The 20,074-nt window shown below is 67.3% G+C and carries 20 protein-coding genes; 11 read left to right on the top strand and 9 right to left on the bottom strand.

All coding sequences use genetic code 11. The annotated features are described in order from the left end of the window. Positions 1-96 precede the first annotated feature (96 nt). Entirely contained in the window at positions 97-2,061 is a 1,965-nt protein-coding gene (locus J2S73_RS18955; protein WP_306887246.1) for a methylmalonyl-CoA mutase family protein, read from the bottom strand. A 164-nt stretch (positions 2,062-2,225) separates the two neighbouring features. Between J2S73_RS18955 and J2S73_RS18950 the strand changes: the two genes are divergently transcribed. Next, positions 2,226-3,290, top strand: a complete 1,065-nt coding sequence (locus tag J2S73_RS18950; RefSeq protein ID WP_306887245.1) for a DUF3137 domain-containing protein — start codon at positions 2,226-2,228, stop codon at positions 3,288-3,290. A gap of 48 nt (positions 3,291-3,338) precedes the next feature. Here J2S73_RS18950 and J2S73_RS18945 read toward each other — a convergent pair whose 3' ends face one another. After that, entirely contained in the window at positions 3,339-3,719 is a 381-nt protein-coding gene (locus J2S73_RS18945) for a DUF2267 domain-containing protein (RefSeq protein ID WP_306887244.1), read from the bottom strand. A 168-nt stretch (positions 3,720-3,887) separates the two neighbouring features. On the opposite strand from J2S73_RS18945, the gene J2S73_RS18940 reads away from it, so the two are divergent. The 5 genes from J2S73_RS18940 to J2S73_RS18920 all read left to right on the top strand — a co-directional run bounded on the left by J2S73_RS18940 (position 3,888) and on the right by J2S73_RS18920 (position 9,110). Next, positions 3,888-5,471, top strand: a complete 1,584-nt coding sequence (locus tag J2S73_RS18940; RefSeq protein ID WP_306887243.1) for a helicase HerA-like domain-containing protein — start codon at positions 3,888-3,890, stop codon at positions 5,469-5,471. Between the two features lie 62 nt (positions 5,472-5,533). After that, positions 5,534-5,755, top strand: coding sequence for a hypothetical protein (locus J2S73_RS18935; protein WP_306887242.1), 222 nt, complete (start codon positions 5,534-5,536; stop codon positions 5,753-5,755). Positions 5,756-5,944: 189 nt separating this feature from the next. After that, the gene (locus J2S73_RS18930; RefSeq protein WP_306887240.1) at positions 5,945-7,333 is read left to right on the top strand and encodes a dipeptidase; all 1,389 of its coding nucleotides are present in this window, start codon (positions 5,945-5,947) and stop codon (positions 7,331-7,333) included. Between the two features lie 46 nt (positions 7,334-7,379). Next, complete coding sequence (locus tag J2S73_RS18925; RefSeq protein WP_306887239.1) at positions 7,380-7,985, top strand: HdeD family acid-resistance protein; 606 nt, start codon at positions 7,380-7,382, stop codon at positions 7,983-7,985. A 57-nt stretch (positions 7,986-8,042) separates the two neighbouring features. Then, positions 8,043-9,110, top strand: a complete 1,068-nt coding sequence (locus J2S73_RS18920) for an NAD(P)H-dependent flavin oxidoreductase (protein ID WP_306887238.1) — start codon at positions 8,043-8,045, stop codon at positions 9,108-9,110. Here J2S73_RS18920 and J2S73_RS18915 read toward each other — a convergent pair. Continuing rightward, the gene (locus tag J2S73_RS18915) at positions 9,097-9,759 is read right to left on the bottom strand and encodes a haloacid dehalogenase type II (protein ID WP_306887237.1); all 663 of its coding nucleotides are present in this window, start codon (positions 9,757-9,759) and stop codon (positions 9,097-9,099) included. The genes J2S73_RS18920 and J2S73_RS18915 overlap by 14 nt on opposite strands. Before the next feature lie 380 nt (positions 9,760-10,139). Between J2S73_RS18915 and J2S73_RS18910 the strand changes: the two genes are divergently transcribed. After that, positions 10,140-10,997 carry a branched-chain amino acid aminotransferase gene (locus J2S73_RS18910; RefSeq protein ID WP_306887236.1) on the top strand — a complete coding sequence of 286 codons (858 nt, stop codon included), beginning with the start codon at positions 10,140-10,142 and terminating at the stop codon, positions 10,995-10,997. Between the two features lie 189 nt (positions 10,998-11,186). Further along, on the top strand, positions 11,187-11,786 hold the full coding sequence (locus J2S73_RS18905) for a superoxide dismutase (RefSeq protein WP_306887235.1): 600 nt from the start codon (positions 11,187-11,189) through the stop codon (positions 11,784-11,786). A gap of 96 nt (positions 11,787-11,882) precedes the next feature. Here the strand turns inward: J2S73_RS18905 and J2S73_RS18900 are convergent, their stop codons facing one another. The 5 genes from J2S73_RS18900 to J2S73_RS18880 form a co-directional block, all read right to left on the bottom strand. Then, entirely contained in the window at positions 11,883-12,200 is a 318-nt protein-coding gene (locus J2S73_RS18900; RefSeq protein WP_306887234.1) for a hypothetical protein, read from the bottom strand. 147 nt (positions 12,201-12,347) lie between these two features. After that, on the bottom strand, positions 12,348-12,695 hold the full coding sequence (locus tag J2S73_RS18895; protein ID WP_306887233.1) for a hypothetical protein: 348 nt from the start codon (positions 12,693-12,695) through the stop codon (positions 12,348-12,350). 195 nt (positions 12,696-12,890) lie between these two features. Then, positions 12,891-13,193 (bottom strand): hypothetical protein, encoded by a 303-nt coding sequence (locus J2S73_RS18890; protein WP_306887232.1) that lies wholly within the window; start codon positions 13,191-13,193, stop codon positions 12,891-12,893. 17 nt (positions 13,194-13,210) lie between these two features. Beyond that, complete coding sequence (locus J2S73_RS18885) at positions 13,211-14,005, bottom strand: DUF1194 domain-containing protein (RefSeq protein WP_306887231.1); 795 nt, start codon at positions 14,003-14,005, stop codon at positions 13,211-13,213. 99 nt (positions 14,006-14,104) lie between these two features. After that, positions 14,105-15,745 carry an MFS transporter gene (locus tag J2S73_RS18880; protein ID WP_306887230.1) on the bottom strand — a complete coding sequence of 547 codons (1,641 nt, stop codon included), beginning with the start codon at positions 15,743-15,745 and terminating at the stop codon, positions 14,105-14,107. Between the two features lie 192 nt (positions 15,746-15,937). Between J2S73_RS18880 and J2S73_RS18875 the strand changes: the two genes are divergently transcribed. Beyond that, on the top strand, positions 15,938-17,104 hold the full coding sequence (locus tag J2S73_RS18875; protein WP_306887229.1) for a cobalamin-independent methionine synthase II family protein: 1,167 nt from the start codon (positions 15,938-15,940) through the stop codon (positions 17,102-17,104). Between the two features lie 103 nt (positions 17,105-17,207). Here the strand turns inward: J2S73_RS18875 and J2S73_RS18870 are convergent, their stop codons facing one another. Further along, positions 17,208-18,278: a zinc ABC transporter substrate-binding protein gene (locus J2S73_RS18870; protein ID WP_306887228.1), complete on the bottom strand. Its 1,071-nt coding sequence runs from the start codon at positions 18,276-18,278 to the stop codon at positions 17,208-17,210. A gap of 207 nt (positions 18,279-18,485) precedes the next feature. Here J2S73_RS18870 and J2S73_RS18865 point away from each other — a divergent pair, with 207 nt between their 5' ends. Together J2S73_RS18865 and J2S73_RS18860 are read left to right on the top strand one after the other, a co-directional pair. Then, on the top strand, positions 18,486-19,223 hold the full coding sequence (locus J2S73_RS18865) for an ATP-binding cassette domain-containing protein (RefSeq protein ID WP_306887227.1): 738 nt from the start codon (positions 18,486-18,488) through the stop codon (positions 19,221-19,223). After that, positions 19,171-20,016: a metal ABC transporter permease gene (locus J2S73_RS18860; RefSeq protein ID WP_370874473.1), complete on the top strand. Its 846-nt coding sequence runs from the start codon at positions 19,171-19,173 to the stop codon at positions 20,014-20,016. The genes J2S73_RS18865 and J2S73_RS18860 overlap by 53 nt, the downstream gene beginning before the upstream one ends. Positions 20,017-20,074 lie beyond the last annotated feature (58 nt).

The following is a 20,074-nucleotide window of genomic DNA, read 5'->3' as shown; positions in this document are numbered from 1 at the left end:
GCGGTTTCCTTCTCGCGGCGGGTTACCCAACCAGTCCCGCGCTCTGTCCATGTTCTCAAACTCTCGCGCCCGCCGCAATTTCGCGGCGAGGAGGGCTCAGGCCGCAATCCCGAGCCGGTTCTGGACCTCGCCCAGAGCCTCGACCAGATCGATGCCGACGTGCAGGAAGCCGTCGACGCCCGCCTGGCGAAGGGCCGTCTCCTGCTCTCCGGGCTTGCCCGCCAGATAGACGCTGGAGACACCAGCCTGCTTGAGAGCGCGCGCGGTCTCCGCCGCCATGTCCGCGTAGCGTTCGTCGGATCCGGCCAGGCAGACGCAGGCGACGCCGGCCGTCTTCGCCGCGTCGACCGCCGCTTCCGGGGTGTCGAGCGTCGCGGCCGCGGACGTGATCAGGCCCCCGGCCTCGAAGGCCGCCTTCACCCAGGCCGAGCGGGCGGCGTTCTCGGCCAGCGGCCCGAGACCGGCGATCATGACGGTGCGGTCGGTCGGTTCGCCCACGGCTTCCGCCTTGTCGCGCAGCGTCTCGAACGGGTCGGCGAGCCGCATCGGAGCAAGCGGACGGGCATCGCTGGTGCAACCCGACGCCGGCGATCCGGCACCGATATCGGCAAGCGTCGCGCCACCGGACGCGGCCTCGATCAGCGCCGCGAACGCAGCACCGCCGCCTTCCTCCGGCAGCGTGACCGGCTTGCCGGGCGCTGTGGCCGGGGCATCGGATGTCTCCAGAACCTCCACCCGGCGCTCCGGCATCAGCGGATATTCCGAGGTGCCGACGATCGGCAGCTTGCGCTTGCGCACGGCCGCGGTGCGGCGATCCCTCACGGTGGCGATCTCGCCCTGCCACCAGCCGGACGCCAGCGCCGCCGGCAGGCCACCCTTCTTCTCGATGTCGCGCATCAGGTCCCAGGCTTTTGCCGCGAGCGCCTCGGTCCGGGCCTCGGCGCCGCCGGAGCCGGCGGCCGGATCGAGCACCCGGGCCGCCTGGCTTTCTTCCAGGAGGATCGTGTGGGTGTTGCGGGCAAGCCGACGCGCGAATGCGTCCGGCAGGCCGACGGCCTGGGTGAAGGGCACGACGGTGAGGCTGTCGGCGCCGCCGACACCGGCCGCGAACGCGGCGATCGTGGTGCGCAACAGGTTGGTGTAGGCGTCGTAGCGGGTCATCATCCGCCAGGACGTGTCGGCGTGGATGTGGGCGGGCACGTCCGGCACGCCGCACTCGGCGGCAAGTCGCGCCCAGATGCGGCGCAGGGCGCGAAGCTTGGCGATGCCGGCGAACTGGTCCTGGTCGAGCGAGACCGCAAGCCCGATCCGGCGAAGCGCCGCGTCCCCGTCGAGACCCCCGTCCACGAAGGCGCGGAGATAGGCGAGGGCGGAGGCTGCCACGGAAGCGAGCTCCTGAGCGTCGCTGGCGCCACCGTTGTGGAACGGGCGCCCGTCGGCGAGGAAGACCGGGGAGGCATAGCCGCGCGCGGCGATTGCCTGGGTGGTGTCGGCGCTGCGGCGGGCCACGGCGTCCCAGGAGGCGGACAGCTTGCCGGCCGCGGCCATCGCGCCCAGCGGGTCGAGCCCGAAATGGACGTCGACGCCGGCCGGATCGAGGCCGCGCTGGTCGACCAGGGCGCAGAAGAGGCCGGCCAGACCGCGGCCTGCGCCGCCGGCCTCCAGCCGGGTCGGGGCCATGTCGAGCGCCACGCCCTCAAGGGTCCGGTCCAGGCTCGCAACGTCGGAGATGTGGACGCCACTGCCATAGGCGGTCGGCGCCGACGCCAGCACCAGGGTCAGGCCCGTGGCGCCGGTTTCGAGCTCCCGCAAAGCGGCGGTATTGGCATCGGCGGGGTCGGGGAGGTCGATCCGCTGGCTCGATGCCCACGGGCCGGAAACGGAACGGCCGAGCGGGCGGGCGTCGTCCGCCGGAAGATAAAGGGGCGCGAGATCGATCCCGTCGTCCGTGGTCCGCACGAGGCTGTCGAAAGGGCGGCCCTTGAGCGCCTTGTCGACCGCGGCGCGCCATGCGGTTTCGGTCGCCTGCTCGTCCAAGCTGAAAAGACTGTTTTCGTCCACGGCCTGTCGCTTCCCTCCCTGTCCTGCCCCGAGTTATGGCGACAATGGTGCATCTTCGGCAAGCCCGCGCTACGCTTCCATGATGTGGCTCAATCGGGAGGCCTCGGCGGGACGGATGTGCTCTCGTCGAGTGAGGGCTCATCCGGCAGTCGAGGTGCCGCGCCATGGCGGAGCAGGGGGATCGGGACGAGGCTCGGTATCCGGCCGGCTTCTCCAGCTATTTCGACGACCGGATCCGGCCGGTTCTCGCCGAGTTGAAGGTCGAGGAAAAGCGCACCCGCGGCGCCGGGAAACGCTGGGCGCGCAACGTGCTGCTCGTGGGGCTTCTGCCGATCGCCGGAGCGGCCTGGTTGGGTCTCGGACCCATGGGGGGCGCCTGGTGGCCGGCCGTGCTTGCGGCTCTGGTCGTTCTGTTCGTTGCCGGCATGGGGCTCGCCGCGACCAGCACGGCCTTCGACGACACGGCTAGAGAGAAGATCCTGCCCCTCCTGTTTGAGTTCGAGGCACGGCAGAGCGGGGTGCCGGCGGTCCGCTACCGGCAGAACCCGGCCGACGGCTTCGTGGACGCCGTGGCCTTCGCGCGCCTGGACCTGTTTCCGGATCCGGGCGGGGCGACCCGGATCGAGGTCAGGAGGGGCATCGACGGCGGCTGGAACGGCGTGCGCTACCGGATGGCCCATGTCCTTCTGGAGAGTGAAGGCCGCAGCGGAACCGACAACACTTCTCACAGGAAAACGCTGTTTTCCGGCGGGCTTCTGGAAATCGATCTTCCCGACGCGCTGCGCGAGACCATGCCCCTGATCGTGTTCTGCACCGACCGGAGCGATCTCGGCGTGTTCGCGGCGCTGAAATCGAGGACCGAAATCGCGGGCCGGCCGGTGGAACGTCTGAGATTTCCCGACCCGGACGTGGAAGAGGCTTACGACGTCTATACGACGGACGTCGCCGCCGCCCAGGCGCACTTCACACCCGCTTTCGGCCGGGCGCTTCTGGACGTTGCGACCGACATTTCCGGCCGGCCGCGTCCGCTGGCGGCCGCCTTCAACGGTGGCGTGTTCCAGCTCGCCATTCCGGGCACCGACGTGCCGCACCGTCTCTCGCGCGGTTTCCTCGACATCCGGGTGTTCAATCAGGGCAAGGACCGGATCGACGCCGAACTTGCGGCGGCGCTCGATGACATCGCGCTGCCCAGGCAGGTGATCGACCGGCTGGTTCCGGCAACTGCCTGACCCGATCCGGCGGCTCATCGGCCCCCCGGTCGGTGCTGCGCCGGCTGCTCAGACGAACTGGGACAGGCCGGGAAACTTCTGGATGATCTGGTCGACGACCTCGTCTCCGGCGTGCTCGCGGGCATAGCCCACGAACTGGCGGACCACGACCTGGATCTGGCTCATGTCCAGACCGGCCGCGGTGAGATCGTTGAAGGCGCCCATGGCGCCGCCGCCCATCAGCCCGCCGAGGCCGCCCAGAAAGCTGCTGCGGCCGGTCTCGCCCTTTTCCTCGATCATGTGCTCGGCGCCGGGCACCTGATTGATCAGTTCCTTCGTCTCCGGCGGTCCGTCCCGGTTCAGGAAGGTGACGATGATCGAAACGGCCTTCTTCGCGGTCGCGCGGTCGAGACCGGTCTTTTCGACGATGCGGTCGATCAGTTCGTCCATGAGACACTCCCTTCATGGGTCCTGCGCCGGGCATAGCTGAAAGGCGGGCTTCGGAACAAGGCCGATCGTCCATGGTCACCGGCGGCCACCGAGGTTCGCAATCCGATTGTGGCCGCGATTGCGGCTCCCTATAACCGGGAGAGGCGGAGAAACGGGGCTTGCGGCCGGATGCTATTGCGTGACGATGCGGTCTTTGTCGGGGCGAGCCAGAAGCCCGAATATCTGCTCTTGCAGCGGGCCAACCGGCACGGGCTGGTGACCGGGGCGACCGGGACCGGCAAGACGGTGACGCTGCAGATCCTCGCCGAAGGCTTCTCCCGGGCCGGCGTGCCGGTGTTCTGTGCCGATATCAAGGGCGACCTCTCCGGCATTTCCATGCCGGGTGCGCCGAAGGATTTCCTTGCCAAGCGCGCCGCCGACATCGGGCTTTCCGACGAATATGCGTTCGCCCCGTCGCCGGTCGCGTTCTGGGACCTGTTCGGGGCCGAGGGCCATCCGATCCGCACCACGGTCTCGGAGATGGGACCGCTGCTTCTGTCGCGGCTGATGGACCTGACTGATGCCCAGGAGGGCGTGCTCAACATCGTCTTCCGGCTCGCCGACGATCAGGGACTGCTGCTTCTCGACCTGAAGGACCTGCGCGCGCTGGTCGCTCATGTCGGCGAGCAGGCGTCGGAGCTGTCGCAGCTGTACGGCAACGTCTCGAAGGCGTCGGTCGGTGCGATCCAGCGCCGGCTGCTGGTGCTGGAGGAGCAGGGCGGCGATGCCTTCTTCGGCGAGCCGGCGCTCGCCATCGCCGACCTGATGCGGACCGATCCGCAGACCGGGCGCGGCGTCGTCAACGTGCTTGCCGCCGACCGGCTGATGACCAGCCCGCGGCTCTACGCGACGTTCCTGCTGTGGCTCTTGTCGGAGCTGTTCGAGGAGATGCCGGAGGTCGGCGACCCGGACAAGCCGAAGCTGGTCTTCTTCTTCGACGAGGCGCACCTGCTGTTCGACGAGGCGCCCAAGGCGCTGCTGCAGAAGGTGGAGCAGGTGGTCCGCCTGATCCGCTCCAAGGGCATCGGCGTCTATTTTGTCAGCCAGAGCCCGCTCGACGTTCCCGACGAGGTGCTCGGCCAGCTCGGCAACCGCGTCCAGCATGCGCTGAGAGCCTTCACGCCGCGCGACCAGAAGGCGGTGCGGGCGGCGGCGGAGACGTTCCGGCCGAACCCGGAGCTCGACACCGCCCAGGCGATCATGGAGCTGGGCGTCGGCGAGGCGCTGGTCTCGACCCTCGATGCCAAGGGCATTCCGAGCGTGGTCGAGCGCACGCTGGTCCGTCCGCCGAGCGGCCGGCTCGGGCCGATCGGGCCGGCTGAGCGGCAGGCGATATTGGCGGCAAGCCCGCTCGGCGCGAAGTATGACACCGCCGTCGACCGGGTCTCTGCCTACGAGATCCTGACCCGAAAAGCCGAGGAAACGGTCCAGACCGCGGAGGAGGGCACCGTCGCGCCCGAACCCGATCAGCCGGAAGCGGTCGAGAAGGCTGAAAGCGGTGGCCTCTTCGGCGGCATGCTGGGCCAGTTGTTCGGCACGGGCTCGGATCGCGGGGCGCGGCTCACGACCACGCAGCGGGTTGCGCGCAGCGTGGCGCGGACGATCTCGAACCAGGTTGCGGGAGAGATCGGGCGGCAGATCGGCGGGCGGACCGGGTCGAGCGTGTCGAGGGCGGTGGTGCGCGGGGTGCTGGGCGGCATGCTGCGGCGCTGAGGAACCGGACCGCGAGGTCCGCGTTTACTCTTCGATTCGATTATCGACGAGTGACGGAGCCCATGCGCACCATTCTGATCCTTTTCGTCGCCATCGCGGCACTTCTCGGCATCGTCATGCTGACCCTGGCCGTGCGCGATGGCGGATTCGAGCAGGCCGGACGCATCGTCGACCAGGAAGTCGGCGAAGCGGGCGAGGACGCCCAGCGCATGATGGAGCGCGCCGGCGACAGCATCGAGCAGGCGACCGACGAAGCGGCTGGAGAAACGGCGCCGGCCAACTGAATCGCGGCGGTGCAGACTGCGGCGGGTCGTTCAGCCCAGCCTTGAAACGGCTGCGGTTGCGGTCGGGGGCGATCCTGCGTCATATGAGGACCAACAGCGATCGACCACGGCGTGCGCGCCTGCGCAGCGTGGTCGGTTGCACCTTCCGGCCGGCCAAGCTCTTGCGCCGGTCCAAGCGACGGGTCCGACATGAGCGTAGACGCGGTACTTGCCCGTATCGACCAGGATTTGGACAAGAGCCTGGAGCGGCTGTTCGAGCTGCTGCGAATCCCCTCCATCTCCACAGATCCTGCCTATAGGGACAGCTGCCGGGCGGCTGCGGACTGGCTGGCGGCCGAGCTGACCGGGCTCGGGTTCGACGCGAGCGTTCGCCCGACCGACGGGCAGCCCATGGTGGTCGCCCACTATCCGTCGCGCGACACTGCGAACGACGGACGCGTCCTCTTCTACGGACACTACGACGTTCAGCCGGTCGATCCGCTCGAACTCTGGAACACGCAGCCGTTCGAGCCGGCCATCGTCACCCGGGACGACGGGTCGAAGATGATCGTCGCGCGCGGCGCTGCGGACGACAAAGGTCAGCTGATGACCTTCGTGGAGGCGGCCCGGGCGTGGGTCGCGGAAACCGGCGGACTTCCCGTGCCGGTGACGATCCTGTTCGAGGGCGAAGAGGAATCCGGTAGCCCGAGCCTCGCGCCGTTCCTGAACGCCCATATGGATGAGCTGAAGGCGGACGCCGCGTTCGTCTGCGACACCGGCATGTGGGACCGGCAGACCCCGGCGATCTCCACGTCCCTGCGCGGGCTGGTGACCGGCGAACTCACCATCACCGCCGCCGACAAGGACCTGCATTCCGGCCTCTTCGGCGGAGCGGCGCGCAATCCCAACCACGTGCTGGCGAAAATCCTGTCCGATCTCCACGACGACCAGGGTCGGGTCCAGATCCCGGGTTTCTACGACGGCGTTCCGGAGGTGCCGGCGGAGGTGAAGGCGGCCTGGGATGCGCTTGATTTCTCCGATGAGGAGTTCCTTGGCCAGGTCGGACTGAAGAAGCCGGCCGGAGAAGCGGACCGCAGCGCGCTGGAGCAGATCTGGGCGCGGCCCACGGCCGAAGTGAACGGGATGATCGGCGGATACACCGGAGCCGGCTTCAAGACGGTCATTCCCGCCCAGGCGTCTGCGAAGGTGTCGTTCCGTCTGGTCGGCAGCCAGGATCCGGCGAAGATCGTCGACGCATTCCACGCGTTCGTCCGCGAGCGGCTACCTGCGGACTGCTCGGTGAGCTTCACGAGCCATGGCGCGAGCCCGGCGCTCAGCATTCCCGCCGACAGCCCGGTCCTGCAGAAGGGGCGCGAGGCGCTACGGGCGGAGTGGGACGTCGAGCCGCTTATGATCGGTATGGGCGGTTCGATTCCCATCGTTGGTGCGTTTCGCGACAAGCTCGGCATGGATACGCTGCTGATGGGATTCGGACTGGATGACGACCGCATCCACTCCCCCAACGAGAAGTACGAGAAGACGAGTTTCCACAAGGGCATCCGTTCCTGGGCGCGGATGCTGGGACTGCTGGCGAACTGACCCGTCGGAAGATCCGACGCGGCAACACGGGGTGAGGATTGGGGCTATGACGAACCTGGACGTCCAGAAGACCGCCAAGCAGGTGTTTGGCGACCTGCACAGGAACTGGGGCTGGCTGCTCGCGCTCGGCATCCTGATGGTCGTGCTCGGCATGATCGGCCTGGGCATGACCTACTGGCTGACGCTGGCGACGGTGATCTGGTTCGCCGCGCTGGCCTTCATCGGCGGCATCGCTCAGATCTTCGATGCCTTCAAGCACAAGGGCTGGAAGTCCACGGCGTGGCACATCCTGGTCGGCGTGATCTACATTGCCGCCGCCGCCGTTCTCGTGGCCGATCCCGCCGGTGCGGCCGGTATCCTGACGCTGTTCATCGCCGCGGCGCTCATCGTCGTCGGCGTCATGCGCATCGTGATGGCGTTCCAGGTCAAGGGCGGCGGTCTCGCCTGGCTGTGGCTGGGCCTGGCCGGTGCCGTGTCGATCCTCCTGGGCGGAATGATCTTCGCCGAATGGCCGATTTCCGGCCTCTGGGTGATCGGTCTGTTCGTGGCGATCGACCTGATCTTCCACGGCGCCGCGCTGATCTCGATCGCCTTTGCCGCGCGTTCGCTTCCGGACGATCCGGGCGCTGGTGGTCCTGCCGCCTCGGCCTGACGAACCAGGTCGGCCGATGCCGGTCGCCGGCGTCGGCCGAAGCCGAAGGAGCGAGCCATGGTATCGGATCGTCTGACTGAGCGGCTGGGGATCGAGCTTCCGATCGTTCAGGCTCCGATGGCCGGGGCGAACGGGGCCGCGATGGCAATCGCGGTCTCATCGGCCGGTGGGCTCGGCAGCCTTCCCGGCGCGCTGCTCACGCCCGAGCAGATCCGCTCGGGCATTGCCGAGATCCGGGCGGCGACGGACAAGCCGTTCAATCTCAACTTCTTCTGCCATCGTCCGGTGACGCCGGAACAGGCTGCGCTCGAGCGCTGGAAGGCACGGCTTGTGCCCTACTACCAGGAGTTCGGGATCGACCCGGAAACGCCCGTCTCGGCCTCGAACCGGGCGCCGTTCGACGAGGGCGGTGCCGCACTGGTGGAGGAGCTCAGGCCGCCGGTCGTGAGCTTCCATTTCGGACTGCCCGACGCCGCGCTTCTGTCGCGCGTGAAGGCGACGGGAGCGTTCGTGCTGTCGTCGGCGACCACCGTTGGCGAGGCGAAATGGCTGGAAGCCCATGGCGCCGACGCCGTGATCGCGCAGGGCGCCGAGGCCGGCGGGCACCGCGGCATTTTTCTGACCGACGACGTCGCCCAGCAACCAGGTACCATTGCGCTGGTTCCTCAGGTCGTCGATGCCGTTTCCATCCCCGTCATCGCCGCTGGTGGCATCTCCGACCCGCGCGGTGTCGCGGCTGCGTTTCTTCTAGGGGCGTCGGCCGTCCAGGTCGGGACCGCCTATCTGTTCACGCCGCAGGCGACGATCACCGACATGCATCGGGATGCGCTCGGTGCGGCTGAAGCCGGCGACACGGCCCTGACCAACGTCTTCTCGGGGCGGCCGGCCAGGGGGATCGTCAACCGCGTGATGCGGGAAGTCGGACCGCTTGCGCCGGAGGCCTCGCCATTCCCCACGGCGGGCGGGGCCCTGGCGCCGCTGAAAAAGGCGGCGGAGGCGCAAGGCTCGGGCGATTTCTCGTCGCTGTGGTCCGGTCAGGGAATGGCGGTTGCCCGTCAGGCCGACGCGGGGGACGTGACACGCTCACTCGCCGACGGCGCGGCCAGGCTGCTCAACCGAGCGTAAGCAGTCCCTCGAGCGACGGAAGCACCGCGACCGGGGGCAGGTCCGGGTATTCGTCCGGCTGGTCGGCGCGGTTGATCCATACCGTGCGGAACCCGAAGGCGGTGGCGCCGGCGATGTCCCAGCGGTTGGAGGACTGGAACGAGATCGCTTCGGGAAAGACCCGGAAGCGGGTTGTCGCCATCTCGTAGACCGTCTCCGCGGTCTTGTAGGTCCGGACCTCGTCGACGGAGAGGATCGCCTCGAACTGGTCGAGGATGCCGGCCGAGCGGGCCGCGGTTTCCAGCATCTGCGGGGACCCGTTGGACAGGATGGCGAGGCGCGCTCCGCGATCCTTGAGCGCCTTCAGAACCTTCGGGACTTCCGGATAGCAATCCAGGCTGCGATAGGCGTCGATGAGCACCGTCCGCACGGAGGGATCGACGCCCGGCACCTTGCGCAGGGCGAAATCGAGTGCGTCCTCCGTCAACTGCCAGAAATCCTGATAGCGGCCCATCAGCGCCCGGACCCAGGAATATTCGAGCTGCTTCTGACGCCAGATCTCGGAGAGCTGCTGGGCGTCCGGTCCGACCGTTGCCGCATGGCGGCGGACGGCGGCATGCACGTCGAACAGCGTGCCATAGGCATCAAAGACAAAGGCGGTGGGGGCCATGAAACGCTCCAGATCGCTGCACGTGCCTGTTCTGCACGCAGGTGGTGCCTCTCGCAAGACTCCGGGCCGGTCAGGAGGGTGACGGAAGCTTAGGCGCTGCCGCCGCCAGATTGCGCAAACAGGGGCCGGAAGACTGTTCCGGATGCGCCATATTGTCTGTTTGCGACTAAATTTGTCTCACATTTCCCCAATTGGCCCGCCGCTTGGAACAAATTTCCTTGGCAGGTGGGCCAATATGGACGGGATGAGTACAGACCCGCCGGGCTTGTACGACCCGATGTTCGTGCGTGCGCAGTGTGCCCACCCAAGGCGTACGCACTTCGGTATGGCAGAGAAGTTTAAAGGCACGGGGCCAGACCTATCAAACGAGGACAGAAGCGATGGCCGAGTGGTCAAAGACGACCTGGACCTGGATTGACGGTGACTGGATCGATGGCAATCCGCCCATCATGGGACCGACAACCCATGCTGCCTGGCTGGGATCGACCGTGTTCGACGGGGCACGCTACTTCGAAGGCGTGATGCCTGACCTGGATCTGCATTGCGAGCGCATCAATCGGTCCGCAGAAGCGATCGGACTGAAGCCGACCATGTCGCCGGGGGCGATCATGGAGCTCGCCCGGGAGGGCGTGAAGAAATTCGATCCGGACACGGCGGTGTACATCCGCCCGATGTACTGGGCCGAAGGGGACGGCTTCGGCATCATCGCGCCCGATCCCGATTCGACGCGCTTCTGCCTCTGCCTTCTTGATGCTCCCATGCCGCAGCCAACCGGCAGCTCGGTCATGGTCTCGCGCTTTCGCCGTCCGTCTCTGGAGACCATGCCGACCGACGCGAAGGCGGGCTGCCTCTATCCCAACACCGCGCGGATGCTGCGCGAGGCGCGCGACCGCGGCTTCGATACGGCGCTCGTTCTCGATCCGCTCGGCCACGTCGCCGAACTGGCTTCGTCCAACGTGTTCATGGTCAAGAACGGGACGGTCGCGACCCCGGTCGCGAACGGCACCTTCCTCGCTGGCATCACCCGCTACCGGGTGATGGATCTGTTGACGCGGGATGGCTACGACGTTCAGGCCAAGACGCTCACCGTTGCCGATTTCATGGATGCCGACGAGGTGTTCACCACAGGCAACTATTCCAAGGTCACGCCGATCAATCGGATCGAGGACCGCAATTTCCAGCCTGGTCCGGTCGGTGCCCGGGCGCGCGAGCTCTACTGGGATTTCGCGCACGCGTGATCCTGCGGAGCCGAGCGGCGCATCGGGTGCGGCTCGGCGCGTTCTCGCCGCTGACTTGGAAACCTCCGGCGGCTTTCAGGCGTTGTCCGCGCAACGCGAGCCCCTTATGGTCTCGCCGATCGGCGGCGCCTGTCTCAAGCGCAGCCCGCGCGGCGTCGCCTACCACCCCGCTTTGCACGGAGGACAATGATGGCGTTCGAACTTCCCGACCTGCCTTATGATTACGAAGCGCTCCAGCCCTACATGTCGAAGGAGACGCTGGAGTATCATCACGACAAGCACCACAACGCCTACGTCACCACCGGCAACAAGCTCATCGACGGCACGGGCCTGGAAGGCAAGCCGCTCGAAGAAGTGGTCAAGGAGAGCTACGGATCCAACCCGGGCCTCTTCAACCAGGTCGGTCAGCACTACAACCATCTGCACTTCTGGAACTGGATGAAGCCGAACGGCGGCGGCTCCTCGCTCCCGGGCAAGCTCGCCGAGCGCGTCGACGCCGACCTCGGCGGCTTCGACAAGTTCCGCGAGGCCTTCATCAATGCCGGAACGACCCAGTTCGGTTCGGGCTGGGCGTGGCTCGCGCTCCGCGACGGCAAGTTCGAGGTGATGAAGACCCCGAACGGCGAGAATCCGTTGGTGCACGGCGCGACGCCGCTGCTCGGCTGCGATGTGTGGGAGCATTCCTACTACATCGACTACCGCAACGCGCGTCCGAAGTATCTCGAGGCCTGGTTCGACAACCTGGTGAACTGGGACTACGTGCTCGAGCTCTACGAGAAGGCCGCCTGATCAGGCCCTTCCATTGGTGTGAGCCAATCCAAAGCCGCCGCCGGGGATCCCCTGCGGCGGCTTTTTCGTGTCGACGGAATGGTGGCGCGGGAGGGGCTATTTCCGCGGCATGCAGGCGTTGTAGATGATCCGGCCGGTCACGAAGGGAAGCGCCGACTTCCGCCACGTTTCGCATTCCTGCTCGGTGGGGAAACAGCCGGCGAACGAGATCGGACGGGAGGCGGAATTGACCTCGCGCTGTCCCGAGACCCGGCCCTGCCAGCCGTAGTCCGGGTTCTGGCGGCAGTTCGGGGTCGACCGCTGCAGCTGGCTGATCAGATAGTCCGTCGACTGCGCCGCGGCGGGCAGTGGTGCGGCGGTTGCCGCGACGGCCGCCAGGGCACCGGCGAGAGAGAGTTTGAATGCGTGATGCATGACGGACCTCGATGTCATGGATATGCCAATGACATAGGCCGTTCGCGGCCCCGCGGCGAGCCGATCATGGCTCCGCACGGCGCGCTTCACGCGCTGTTGTTCTGCGGTGCGGCAGATGGGCGCCGGATCACCCGGGCCGGGCTGCGGTCAGCGCCGGGTGCACTGGTCGTAGATCAGCCGGCCCTGCATGGATCCGCTCATGCGCAGCCGCCACAGCGAACACGCCTCCAGGGACGGGAAGCAGCCGACCAGCGAGACCACCCGGGCCGCGTCGTTGTAGGTGCCCTCCGAGTCGCCCGATACCCGCCCCTCCCAGGGGCCCGAATGGGTTCGGCAGCTCGGCGTGAGCGCGTGCATCTGCTGAATCGACAGGGGTGGCGGTCCGAACAGGCGGGCCAGAAGGTCGCCGAATGCGGCCGCCGGCGAGGCGGAGCCGATCGCCAGCATCGCGGCAAGGAGCCCGGCGGAGGCGAAGCGAAGCGTGGGTCGGGTCATCTCATTCGTCCGATGGTTGGCGGATATCGTATCCTGACGCATGTCCTGCACGAAAGGAATCGCTGCGAACGGGACAAGGTTCCGGCAGCAGTCTCCGCACGAAGCCTAAAGGTGCGACGATCCCGGATCGGAGCCCGCGTCAGATCAAAGAGCCATTTCACATGGCCGCCGCTTCGGCAACCTCCGGCGCGGCGCTCAGCGCTCCTGACACTTGGCGAAGATCAGGCGCCCGGTCACGAAACCCGTTGCCGGGCCGAGCCAGGCTTCGCACTCTGCTTTGGTCGGAAAGCAGCCGAGGAAGGACACCGGCACCGCGCGGTCGTTGCCAGGGTCCATGGCGTTGCCGGAAAGACGGCCTTCCCAGCGATAGTCGCGGTGCTCGTGGCACAGCGGGACGTTCATCTGGATCTGCATGGCCCGTTGAAACGTCGATTGCGCCTGCGCGCCGCCCACGAGCGCAACCGCCATCAGCAAAGCCAGCCCAAGCCGGATCGTCATTCGGTCCCCATCCCTCGTCAGTGATCCCCTCTGCGACCACTGTTTGCGGGTGAGCGAAGCAACGTCAAGCTTTTGGCGTTCCTTGCTTCGGTTGCCGAATGTCGTGTCGGCGGGCCGGCCTCGTCGGACGCGATCTCCAGGATCATCTTGCGCCGCACGGCGTCGGCGAACGTCGTGGTCCCGTCCGCGACGACCACGAAGGCGCCGGGGCCGCCGGTCACGTCGCGTTCGTAATGGCGCTTGAGGCTGGGACCGTCCATGGCCAGCGACATGCCGCCGGGCCGGTCGATCAGCAGTGCGTTGATGACGATCCCCCGGGCGACGGCCTCGTCCCTGGCGGCCGTGACGGGGCGCCCGCCGATGTTCGGTCCGTCGCCGGAGACGTCGATGACGCGACGCAGGCTCTGGATGTCGTTGGTCTCGATCTTGTGCACGGAGTAGTCGATCGCCGCCGAGATCGAATTGTAGCCGTAGGCGGCCCGTGGAGCGGCCACGAGGGCCGATCCGAACCGTTCGGCGGACGCTGCGTCCTCGACGATCGTCCAGTCGACGATGGTGTGCTGTGAGGCGGGACCGCCCCATTCGACATAGGCGATCGCGACCCGGCCGTGAATGCCGGAGGCAATTGCGTTCTGGACTTCTGCGCTCATCACCGCCTCGGCGTAGCCCTGGCGCTGGAGCCGAAGTTCGTCGTCGTCGATCGATCCGGACCCGTCGGCGGCGAGCACCAGCTCGACATCGACCACCTCCTGGGCGGCGGCCGGCACGGCCATCAGCACGACCGCAAGGGCCGCAAACCAGAGCTTCGCCATTCCTGTCCCCTCTGCCACCCGGCTTCATCCGGGCCTTAGAGGTAGCTGGGGCGGGGGCGGGGCAGGGCAAGTGCCTTCGTCGGCGGTTGCCGGCCCGGTCTAAGGCTCGCGAGGCGGGTTCCACCGGGAGCGGGGAATGCGCCAGGCGGCCAGGGCCGCCAGCAGGGCAAACCCTGCGCCGATGGCGAAAACGGCATGGACGGAGACGAGCATGTCGGTGCGCACTTCGTCGGTGAGGCGGCGGTCGGCAGTGCCGTCGACGGCGGGCGTGCGGGCGGCGAGCGGCGGGTGAAGCGGTTCGGCAAAGCGCAGCGAAGCTTCGAGCCGGGCTACCGTTTGTTGCGTGGCGCCGGCCGTGTCGAGATGTCGGGCTTCGTCCCGCTCGATGCCGAACAGGATGGAGGTCGCCACGGCGGTCGCGATCGCGCCCGCGACGAGCCGCGCCATCATGCCTGCACCGGCGGCCGCTCCCGCCTGGGTCTGCGGGACGGCCGACAGCATGATGTTGACGAGAACGGCATAGGCACCGCCCCAGCCGAGCCCAGCCAGTATCAGGGCCGGAACAGTCAGGTAAATCGACCGATCGCCGTCGGTCAGCAGGATTAGGAGCAGACAGCCGGCGCCCTGAATCAGGATGAGGGAGACGGCCAGCCGGCGCTCGCCCAGCGTTGCCAGTCGTGCGACCAGCGGACCGCCCAACGCGAGCCCAACCCCGATCGAGGCAGTGAGGAGCCCTGTCTGCAGGACGCTGGCGGCGGCGATGAACTCGCCGAACAGGGGCGTGGCGAACAGGAGAATGAAGACCGGCCCGGTCATGAGAGTGGCGGCGATCAGGGCCCAGCGGAACCGCGGAACAGCAAGCATTGCGGTTTCGAAAATCACCGAGCCGCCCCGTTCCCGCCGCCGCTCTTCCTGGCGCCAGAAAAGGACCAGAAGCACCAGACCGAGAACGGCGAGCGGCACAGCGGGCGATCGGGCGAACGGCCAGGCAATCCCGAAGATCCTGCCGCCTCCGGTGTGCCCCACGCCGAGGCTGCTGGCAGCCTGAAACCCGGCGACCAGCGCGAACAGTCCCAAGACGATGAGCACGAGGCCGATCAGATCGAACCCTCCCGTCCGCGCGGCTATGGCTGGCGAGGCGAGGGCGATCACAACGCCGGCGGCAGAGACCGCGACCAGCGGAACATTGACGAAGAAGGCCGCGCGCCACGACCACGCATCGGTGATCGCGCCGCCGATCAGCGGACCGATCGCAATAGCGGCGCCGATCGCCGTAGCCCACAGTCCGAACGCAAGCTTGCGGCCTGGACCTTCTGGGAAGGCGTGGTTCAGGAGAGCCATGGCGGACGGGATCAGCATGGCCGCCCCGACGCCCTGAACCACCCGCGCGCCCAGGAGAACGGCCAACGTCGGCGCGAGCCCGGCAAGGAGGCTTCCAATCCCGAACAGTGCAATGCCGCCCGCATAGACCGGCTTGGCTCCGATCCGGTCCCCGAGCGAGCCGAGCGGGACGATCAGGCAGGCCGTGACCAGCATATAGACCACGACCACGAGACTGGCTGCATCGGTTCCGATGTGCAGGTCCTGAACGATCGCCGGCAGGATCACGTCTGCGACAGAGACGTCGATATTGACGATGAACACGCCCATCAAAAGCAGCGCAAAGCCGCGCCACTGCGAGACCTTGTCCGCCCGTTGCTCCGCAGGGGCGGGCGCGCCCGGTGCATTCGACGTCACCATCCGGTCAGGCCTTCAATGATCAGGCGTCGGTCGCCCTGTCATGTCGTGAGACATGGTCGGCCGGGCACGCTTTGGTTGCCAAGCTTTCCGTGCGCCGCCATCCTGATCGCAAATCAAGGGCGCGAAAAGAGGCCCTGATGGCCGGCAGCCAAGGCGCCGACTGTCGAACCAACGAGTAGAAGGGGAAGCGTCATGCATGCCGAAAACCGGATCCCGGTGACTCATGTCGGCAGCCTCGTGCGCCCACAGGAGATCGTCGATCTCGCGACGGCGATCGAGAATGGCGCCACGGTCGATTTCGCGGATTTCGACCGCGTCGTCCGTCAGGCGATCGAGGATGTGGTGCGCCGTCAGAAGGAGGTCGGGATTGATTTCGTCTCCGACGGAGAGTTCGGCAAGCTGCGCAGCTGGGCCCACTACGTGGTCGACCGTCTCTCGGGACTGGAAGAGCGCGACGTGGCAGCGGCCGCGGGGCTCGGCAAGGACGCGCGGCTCTTTCCGGACTTCTACGGCGAATATTTTCCAACCCAGAGTCTTCCGAAGCGCGGCATCCTCGCGGCCGTCGCCCCGATCGCCTACACGGGCCAGGATGCGGTCTGGACGGACATCAACCGCTTCCAGAGCGCGTTGGAGCATGTTCCCGGCGTCGAGGGCTTCATGCCCGTGGTGGCGCCGACGAGCGCCGTGCCGCGGCACCTCAACGAATATTACGACAGCGAGGAGGATTTCCTGTTCGCCGTCGCTGACGCCATGCATGCCGAATACCGGGCGATCGTCGAAGCAGGGCTGATCGTCCAGCTCGACGATGCGTACCTGCCTTACATGTACGACGTCGCCTTCGCCGACAGGCCCATGTCGGACTATCTCGACTGGGCCGAACTGCAGGTCGCCGCGGTGAACCGCGCCCTGGAGAACCTGCCGGAAGACCGGGTGCGCTATCACATCTGCTGGGGCAGCTTTAACACGCCCCACACGACCGACGTGGCGCTCAAGGACATCGCCGGGATCGTGACCCAGGTAAAGGCCGGCGCCTATTGCATCGAGATGGCGAATCCGCGCCATGCCCACGAGTGGAAGGTTTGGGAGACCGTCGCGCTGCCGGCGGGCCGCAAGCTGGTTCCGGGCTGCGTGTCCCACAGCACCAACGTGGTGGAGCATCCCGAACTGGTGGCCGAGCGCCTCGTCCGGCTCGCCCACCTGGTGGGCCGGGAAAACATCATGGCCGGGACCGATTGCGGCTTCTCCCAGAGCCCGCGGTCGCGGCGGGTGCATGAATCGATCCAGTGGGCGAAACTCCAGTCGCTGGCTGAAGGCGCCCGGATCGCCTCGGAGGCACTCTGGGGACGCGCGGCCGCCTAGGGCGTGGACCGCTCGGACGTTTCCGTCCGAGCGGTCAGGACTTCGAGGGCGCGCAGGAGCGGCAGTGTCGCCTGATGCCGCGTTCGGCCGACGACCGGAATGCTCAATCGGCCTTCAGGCAGGCGACCATGTTGTCGGCGAGGCCGTTCAGAAGCGCGCCGTAAAGCGCCGGACCCGGCTCCAGGTCGACACCGATCGGATCGAGGGTCCCGGTCCGGGCGGCGGTCCCTTCCACCACCGTATCGACCAGGGATGACGGGAACTGCGGTTCGGTGAAGACGCAGACGGCATCGACGTCGCGGATCCGGTCGCGGACCTCTTCCACCCGGGCCGGACCGGGGGTGCTGGCATCGCTCAGCGACACGGCGGCGGTCGCCTCAATGTCGAAGCTTTCCTCGAAATAGTGATAGGCATCATGGAACACGACAAACGGCTCGCCGCGGACCGGCGCAAGCCGGCCGTCGATTTGGGCCGTGAGCGTGTCCAGGCCGTGCTTTCCCTTCTCGGCGTTCTCGCGATAGGTCGCGGCGTTTTCCGGATCCGCCTCCGCGAGCTTCTCGGCGATCACGTCGAGCCACACCCGGGCATTGTCCGGCGACAGCCAGGCGTGTGGGTCGAAGCCTTCGTGGTCGTGACCATGCGCCTCGGCGTGCTCGTCCCCGTGCTCGTTGCCGTGTTGGTCACCATGACTGTGCTCATCCCCGTGGCCGTGATCGGCCTCTTGGGCATGGTCCTCGCCGTGCTCGTGGTCGTGGGCCTCGTGACCGTGCTCCTCGTCATGGCCGTGGTCGCCATGATCGTGATCGTGGGGTTCGAAGGTAGCCCCTTCGCGAAACGACAGCGTGCGGGTCCCGGGTGCATCGATCAGCGCGACACTGGTGGCGTCAGCGGCCAGGCTGTCGATCGAGCGTTCGAGCCACGGCGTCAGCTCCGGTCCGACCCAGAACACCATGTCGGCGTCGCTGAGCCGGGCTGCTTCGGAGGGCCGCATCGCATAGCCGTGCGGCGACGCCCCCGGTGGCAGGATCAGGCTCGGCTCGCCGACGCCCTGCATCACCTGGGCCACCAGGGAATGAACCGGCGGAACGTCCGTGGTCACCTTGGGAGGATCGGCGTATGCAAGGCCGGGCGCCAGCAGGACGGCGCCGGCAAAGTGCAGCGAGATGCGTTTCATGCGAACTCCGATTGTCGAAACGGCGAAGGGTGCCATCCCGTTTGGGTATGTAACAATATAACATTCACTTTTGATCCGGATGCTGTCATTTGTCCACCCCCGCCAATGCGGTCGCGCCGGAAGAGGGGTGACATTGATCCGGCGCCGTGGGATCCGACCGCGGATGTGCGGGCCGACTGCGGACCGGATTGAAGAACAGGAGAGGTCATGGGCCTGATTGAAGCCCGAGGGGTCACGGTCGAACTCGGCGGACGCAAGGTCCTGTGGCAGATCGATTTCACGATCGAGCGGGGAGAGATCGTCACGGTCGTCGGGCCAAACGGCTCCGGCAAGTCGACATTCGTCCGCGCGATGGTCGGGGCGGTGCCTCCCTCCGAGGGCCGGGTGACCCGCTCGCCGGGGCTCGTGCTCGGCTACGTGCCGCAGCGGCTGTCCCTGGATGCGGCAATGCCGCTGACGGTCGGCCGCTTCCTCAATCTGCCACGGCACCGGCGCTCGTCCGAGGTGGCCGCCATGCTGGACCGTGTCGGCGTCGGCGGTCTCGAACACCGGCAGATGAGTGCGCTGTCCGGCGGTCAGTTTCAGCGCGCGCTTCTGGCGAGGGCGCTTCTGCCGCGGCCCGACCTGTTGATCCTGGACGAGCCGACCCAGAGCCTGGACCAACCCGGCACCGCCGCGTTCTACCGTCTCATCGAAACCGTGCGCCAGGACCTCGGCTGCGCCGTCCTGATGGTCAGCCACGACCTGCACGTGGTGATGAGCGCGTCCGACCGGGTCCTGTGCATCAACGGCCATATCTGTTGCGAGGGTACGCCGACCGTGGTGTCGGCAGCCCCCGAGTACCGGGCGCTGTTCGGAACCGGCACCCACGGGGCGTTCGCCCTCTATCAGCATCAGCACGATCACCATCATCCCGAAAGCGAAGGAAGCGGCGCGGATGCTTGACGACTTCATGGTCCGCGCCGGCCTCGCTGCGGTCGGTCTGGCGCTCGCCGCCGGTCCACTCGGCTGCTTCGTGGTGTGGCGCCGGATGGCCTACTTCGGCGATGCCACCGCCCATGCGGCGATTCTCGGCGTCGCGCTCTCCTTTTCGTTCAACATTTCCATCATTGCCGGTGTGCTCGTCATGGCGATGCTGATGGCGTTTGCGGTATCCGCGCTTGCCGGACGCACGTTCCAGATGGACACGCTGCTGGGGGTGTCCGCCCACGGCGCCCTTGCCGTGGGCCTGGTCGCGTTCGCGCTCACTGCCCGATCCGGGCTTGGTCTTGAATCGTTTCTGTTCGGGGAGATCCTGGCCGTCAGCCGGACCGATCTCGGCATCATCTGGGGTGGGGCATTCGCGGTTCTCGCTCTGGTGGCGTGGCGATGGTCGGCGCTTCTGACCGCGACGCTCGATAGCGACTTGGCGGCGGCCAGCGGCATCGACCCGCGGCGCGAGCAGTTGATCCTCACGCTGGCCCTGGCCGTGCTGGTTGCCGTGGCGATCAAGGTCGTTGGTGCGCTTCTCATCACCGCCATGCTGATCATTCCGGCCGCTGCGGCGCGCCCGTTTGCCCGCAGTCCGGAGATGATGGCCGGCCTCGCCGCGCTGATTGGTGCGGCCAGCGGCCTTTTGGGTCTGGCCGCGTCCTATCGGCTGGACACGCCGACCGGGCCGACCATCGTCACGGCCGCACTTGCGATCTTTGCCGTGTCGGGGATCGTGTTGATCTCCCGGGGCCGCGCCCAGCGCTGAGGCGCGGTGGGGCTATGTCCTCAGATCGCAGCGGGATCCGGCGTCTTTGGCCGGGTCC

Source organism: Amorphus orientalis (genome assembly GCF_030814015.1).
In the GTDB taxonomy this organism is placed as follows: Bacteria; Pseudomonadota; Alphaproteobacteria; order Rhizobiales; family Amorphaceae; genus Amorphus; species Amorphus orientalis.
The sequence above is the reverse complement of the archived record's forward strand: the minus strand, read 5'-3'. Positions and strand labels throughout refer to the sequence as shown.

Excerpts from the sequence above, each read along its gene's own strand:
- J2S73_RS18950 (WP_306887245.1), top strand. The coding sequence starts at position 2,226 with ATGGCGGAGCAGGGGGATCGGGACGAGGCTCGGTATCCGGCCGGCTTC.
- J2S73_RS18945 (WP_306887244.1), bottom strand. The coding sequence starts at position 3,719 with ATGGACGAACTGATCGACCGCATCGTCGAAAAGACCGGTCTCGACCGC.
- J2S73_RS18940 (WP_306887243.1), top strand. The coding sequence starts at position 3,888 with ATGCTATTGCGTGACGATGCGGTCTTTGTCGGGGCGAGCCAGAAGCCC.
- J2S73_RS18935 (WP_306887242.1), top strand. The coding sequence starts at position 5,534 with ATGCGCACCATTCTGATCCTTTTCGTCGCCATCGCGGCACTTCTCGGC.
- J2S73_RS18930 (WP_306887240.1), top strand. The coding sequence starts at position 5,945 with ATGAGCGTAGACGCGGTACTTGCCCGTATCGACCAGGATTTGGACAAG.
- J2S73_RS18925 (WP_306887239.1), top strand. The coding sequence starts at position 7,380 with ATGACGAACCTGGACGTCCAGAAGACCGCCAAGCAGGTGTTTGGCGAC.
- J2S73_RS18920 (WP_306887238.1), top strand. The coding sequence starts at position 8,043 with ATGGTATCGGATCGTCTGACTGAGCGGCTGGGGATCGAGCTTCCGATC.
- J2S73_RS18915 (WP_306887237.1), bottom strand. The coding sequence starts at position 9,759 with ATGGCCCCCACCGCCTTTGTCTTTGATGCCTATGGCACGCTGTTCGAC.
- J2S73_RS18910 (WP_306887236.1), top strand. The coding sequence starts at position 10,140 with ATGGCCGAGTGGTCAAAGACGACCTGGACCTGGATTGACGGTGACTGG.
- J2S73_RS18905 (WP_306887235.1), top strand. The coding sequence starts at position 11,187 with ATGGCGTTCGAACTTCCCGACCTGCCTTATGATTACGAAGCGCTCCAG.
- J2S73_RS18900 (WP_306887234.1), bottom strand. The coding sequence starts at position 12,200 with ATGCATCACGCATTCAAACTCTCTCTCGCCGGTGCCCTGGCGGCCGTC.
- J2S73_RS18895 (WP_306887233.1), bottom strand. The coding sequence starts at position 12,695 with ATGACCCGACCCACGCTTCGCTTCGCCTCCGCCGGGCTCCTTGCCGCG.
- J2S73_RS18890 (WP_306887232.1), bottom strand. The coding sequence starts at position 13,193 with ATGACGATCCGGCTTGGGCTGGCTTTGCTGATGGCGGTTGCGCTCGTG.
- J2S73_RS18885 (WP_306887231.1), bottom strand. The coding sequence starts at position 14,005 with ATGGCGAAGCTCTGGTTTGCGGCCCTTGCGGTCGTGCTGATGGCCGTG.
- J2S73_RS18880 (WP_306887230.1), bottom strand. The coding sequence starts at position 15,745 with ATGGTGACGTCGAATGCACCGGGCGCGCCCGCCCCTGCGGAGCAACGG.
- J2S73_RS18875 (WP_306887229.1), top strand. The coding sequence starts at position 15,938 with ATGCATGCCGAAAACCGGATCCCGGTGACTCATGTCGGCAGCCTCGTG.
- J2S73_RS18870 (WP_306887228.1), bottom strand. The coding sequence starts at position 18,278 with ATGAAACGCATCTCGCTGCACTTTGCCGGCGCCGTCCTGCTGGCGCCC.
- J2S73_RS18865 (WP_306887227.1), top strand. The coding sequence starts at position 18,486 with ATGGGCCTGATTGAAGCCCGAGGGGTCACGGTCGAACTCGGCGGACGC.